This is a genomic window from Kitasatospora sp. NPDC056800 (assembly GCF_042789775.1).
Classification (GTDB): Bacteria; Actinomycetota; Actinomycetes; order Streptomycetales; family Streptomycetaceae; genus Kitasatospora.
This window is the reverse complement of sequence record NZ_JBHUAL010000358.1, coordinates 1-3875: the sequence shown is the minus strand read 5'-3', so window position 1 is coordinate 3875 and position 3875 is coordinate 1. Positions and strand designations below refer to the sequence as shown.

4 protein-coding genes are annotated in these 3875 nt (G+C 74.5%); 1 reads left to right on the top strand and 3 read right to left on the bottom strand.

All coding sequences use genetic code 11. From position 1 onward, the window contains the following. Positions 1-105: 105 nt before the first annotated feature. The 3 genes from ACFRQN_RS40115 to ACFRQN_RS40105 all read right to left on the bottom strand — a co-directional run bounded on the left by ACFRQN_RS40115 (position 106) and on the right by ACFRQN_RS40105 (position 2963). On the bottom strand, positions 106-1020 hold the full coding sequence (locus ACFRQN_RS40115; RefSeq protein ID WP_049649876.1) for a lytic polysaccharide monooxygenase: 915 nt from the start codon (positions 1018-1020) through the stop codon (positions 106-108). 241 nt (positions 1021-1261) lie between these two features. After that, complete coding sequence (locus ACFRQN_RS40110) at positions 1262-1681, bottom strand: hypothetical protein (RefSeq protein WP_049649875.1); 420 nt, start codon at positions 1679-1681, stop codon at positions 1262-1264. A 58-nt stretch (positions 1682-1739) separates the two neighbouring features. After that, entirely contained in the window at positions 1740-2963 is a 1224-nt protein-coding gene (locus ACFRQN_RS40105) for an amino acid deaminase/aldolase (RefSeq protein ID WP_074002345.1), read from the bottom strand. Positions 2964-3065: 102 nt separating this feature from the next. On the opposite strand from ACFRQN_RS40105, the gene ACFRQN_RS40100 reads away from it, so the two are divergent. Beyond that, a complete protein-coding gene (locus ACFRQN_RS40100; RefSeq protein WP_049649873.1) occupies positions 3066-3839 on the top strand; it encodes an SseB family protein in 774 nt (257 codons plus the stop codon). Positions 3840-3875: the final 36 nt, after the last annotated feature.

Genomic DNA, 3875 nt, shown 5'->3' with positions numbered 1-3875 from the left:
GGAGGGAACCCTCCGGGTGGGCCGCCGCCGTTCGCTCGTGCGCGGGGTGGTGCCGCGGGAACCGGGCCGGACGGGGGTGTGGCCGGCCCGGTCCCGCGCCCGGCGTCAGGAGTCGCGTCGAACAGCCTCGACGCGACGGCGCCGGAGCACCATGCCGGCCCAGCCGACGCTGATCGCGGCGGCACCCGCGAGCAGCAGCGGACCGGTGGCCGAGGTACCGCCCACGGCCGCCGAGGCGGTCGGGATCACCTGGCCGGCCGGGGAGTCCGGGTCCCCGCCGTGGCCGTGGTGGGCGACCGTGGACTTGGAGGCGTCGGCCGCGATCTGGGCGTCGCTGGGCGCGGCCGGGGCCTGGGCGGTGAGCGCCGACGCGGCGGTGGCGGAGGCGCCGAAGTCGACGTCGGAGCAGGCGTAGAAGGCCTCCGGGCTGTCGCTGCGCTGCCACACCGTGTACAGCACCTGGCGGCCGGTGCGCTGCGGCAGGGTGCCGGAGTAGCTGTAGGAGCCGTTGACGGCGTTGCGGTCGACCTGCACCTTGGCCACCGGGGTCGGGTCGAGGTCCGACCACTTCAGCGGCTTGGTGGGGTCGTAGCCCGCCTTGGTGATGTAGACGGTCTGGGTGCCGACGTGCGGCGCGGTGGTGCGGAACTGGAAGGTGAAGGCGCCGGACTTCACCGCGGTGGCCGGCCAGTCGGTGCGCGGCCAGTCCAGCGCCGCGTACTTGTCGCGGTTGGCCGAGCAGAGCTTGCCGTCCGGGATCAGCGCCTGGTGGTTGCCGTTGGCGTTGGCGATGTTGACCTCGTTCCAGTCGTACAGCGGCTGGGTGCCGCTCGCGGCGACGAGGTCCTTGCAGATCTGGGACACCGGGTGCTCGGGGCCCTCGGCGTAGCAGGCGGCGACCCGGCTCACGGGGTTGGTCATCGTGCCGTGGGCGCTGGCGGTGCCGGCGGTGGCACCGGCCACCGCGACGACCGCGGCGCCGATCACGCCGACGGACAGGGCACTTCGCTTGATGGACATGGGGTGGGGACTCCTTGACCGTCGTTCCGGGCGTGCGTGGGGGAACGGGCACGCCTGCCCGTTCGGGAGCCGCCGGCCCGGCGCGCGGCTCCCGGCCAGAGCGTAGGATTGGTCTGGACCAGAAGGCAATAGCCGCGCGTACTGTGCTTGTTGACGGACTGTAGGCCCCGGAGCAGGACAAAGGCCCGACGGACGGCCGTGGTTAGCCGTTCCATCGGGCCCCGTTAAGGCTCCGGAAAGGTCAGTGCCGCATGTCGTGGATGATGCCGGCCTGGATCACGAGATCGCTGTTGACGGTCGAGCTGCCGCTGATGGTGTTGATGATGTAGGTCCCGCCGGGCGCCTTCTCGAACTGCCCGGGCAGGAACTCCCGGAGGATGTCGAAGAGTTCCTCGGCCGCCTGCGGGTTCGTGCGGAACAGCGCGCGCAGCCGGTTGCGAAGGGCGGCGGCCTGGTCGGCCAGGACCTCCTCGTCGCCGTCGGCCTCCAGCACCTCGGCGCGGATCACCTCCAGCTCGGCGCTCGCCTCCTCGTCCCGCTCGCCGCGCCCGAACAGCCGGGCGATCCGCGAACTGGCCTGGTTCCAGGCGGCCGTGGCCATCAGTCCGGCCACCGAGGTCGCCCCGGACCTCACCATCTCCTGCACGAGCTCGGCGTCCATGCCGCCCCCTTCACGTTCGCAGTGTCGCCACCACGGTAGGGCAAAGGCGGACGAAGCGTCAGAGGAACGTCTTCCCCTCGCCCCGGTACGTCGGCACCGTCCGCACGACCCGGTCGCCCTCGACCAGGTGCAGCTCGGCGAAGCGCTCGCACAGCTCGCCCGCCTTGGCGTGCCGGAACCAGACCCGGTCGCCGATCAGCAGGTCGTCCGCGGCCGAGCCGAGCAGTGGGGTCTGCACCTCCCCGGCGCCCTCCATCGGGTCGTAGCGCAGCCCGGCCGGCAGGTACGGCACCGGCGAGCGGTCCGGGCCGGCCGCGCCGGAGGCCGGGTAGCCGCCGCCGAGCACGGTCACCACACCGAGGCCGGGGCGGCGCACCACCGGCTGGCCGAACAGCGCGGCCGGGCGGCCCCGGAAGGAGCGGTAGTTGTCGAACAACCGCGGCTGGTACAGCCCGGAGCCGGCCGCCACCTCGGTGACGGCGCGCTCGGCCACGGTGGACTCCACGCTGCCGGTGCCGCCGCCGTTGACGAACTCCAGGTCGGCCACCCGCCGCAGCCGTCGGACCGCCGCCGCGCGCCGCTCGGCCAGTTCGGTCCGGGACCTGGCCTGCATCAGCCGGATCAGCTGCGAGCGCACCGGCCGGCCGGGCACCCGGTCGCCCACCCCGGCGACGTGCCCCTCGTACGCCATCAGGCCGACCACCCGGAAGCCCCGGCGGCGCTGGACGAGTTCGGCGAAGGCGCCGAGGTCCTCGGGGGTGCGCAGCGGCGAGCGCCGGGCGCCGACCCGGACCCGGCCGCCGAGCAGCTGCAGCGAGGTGTCCAGCTCCAGGCAGACCCGCACCTCGGCGTCGCCGCCGCGGGCCGCGTCGATCAGGTCCAGCTGGGCCGGGTCGTCCAGGACGACGGTGATCTCGCGGGCGGCCTCCGGGTCGGCGGTCAGTTCGGCGTAGCCGGCCCGGTCGGCGGAGGGGTAGGCGAGCAGGATGTCGCGGACGCCGGTGCGGGCCAGCCAGAGCGACTCGTCCAGGGTGAAGCTCATCACCCCGAGGAAGCCGTCCACGGCCAGGGCCCGTTCCAGCAGCGCCCGGCAGCGGATCGACTTGCTGGCCAGCCGGATCGGCTTGCCGCCGGCCCGGCGGACCAGGTCGGCGGCGTTCGCGTCGAACGCGGCGAGGTCCACGACGGCCACCGGCCCGTCCAGGTGGGCGGTGGCGCGGTCGTACCGGAGGCGGTCGGAGACCGGGGCGGGTGCGGTCGCGGGCGCGTCGAGGATCACCATGGCCGCAGGGTGCCACACCGCGCTACCGGTGGGTAGGCCCCGTGCGCGGGGAGCGTGCAGGGAAATGGGGCCGCTCGCGCGCGGTGGCATAGGGTCGGGCGGGTGGACCGCAAAGACTTCTCCAACCCGGCGTTCGTCGGCAAGAGCATCCCGAATCCCGGCTTCTCCGACGACGACGGCACCGCCGACCAGGCGCTCACCGAGGCCCTCGCCCGCTGGTCGCAGGACCGCGCGGCCGAGCCGGAGGTGCTGGCGGCGCTGACCCCCACCCGGCTGATGGTCCCGATCGTCGCGATCCTCGGCGAGGTCGAGGTGGACGCGAACGGGCACCGGCACGAGAAGACCAGCGACATGGCCGTCCCGGTGCTGGAGGCCCCGGACGGGCGCCGCGCGCTGCCGGCCTTCACGTCGTTGGAGTCGCTCGCCCGCTGGCGCGCCGACGCCCGCCCGGCGCCGACCGCGGCCCCGCAGGCAGCGATGGTGGCCTTCTCGGAGCGCGCCGACACCCTGCTGATCGACCCGGCCGGGCCGGTGCCGTTCCTGCTGAGCGGTGCCCGGCTGCGGGCGCTGGCGGAGAACCGCGCGTTCCTGCCGCCGGTCCGGGACCCGGAGGTGCGCGAGGCGGTCCGCGGGCTGCTGGCGGCCGAGCCGCAGGTGGTCACCGGGCTGCTGGCGGCCTCGGAGGACTCGGACGGGGTGCTCGCGGTGGTCTTCGACCCGGCGCTGGACCAGGCCGGGCTGCAGGCGGCCGCCCAGCGGGTCGGACAGGCCGTGGCCGCCGACCCGGTGCTGCGGGTGCGGCTGGACCGGGGGCTGGACCTCGCGGTGCTGCCGGCCGGTGCGGAGCTGCCGGGGGAGCCGCTCTACAAGCGGTAGGAAGCGAAAAGGGGGAGGTCAGCCTACTAGACTAGT

Excerpts from the sequence above, each read along its gene's own strand:
- ACFRQN_RS40110 (WP_049649875.1), bottom strand. The coding sequence starts at position 1,681 with ATGGACGCCGAGCTCGTGCAGGAGATGGTGAGGTCCGGGGCGACCTCG.
- ACFRQN_RS40115 (WP_049649876.1), bottom strand. The coding sequence starts at position 1,020 with ATGTCCATCAAGCGAAGTGCCCTGTCCGTCGGCGTGATCGGCGCCGCG.
- ACFRQN_RS40105 (WP_074002345.1), bottom strand. The coding sequence starts at position 2,963 with ATGGTGATCCTCGACGCGCCCGCGACCGCACCCGCCCCGGTCTCCGAC.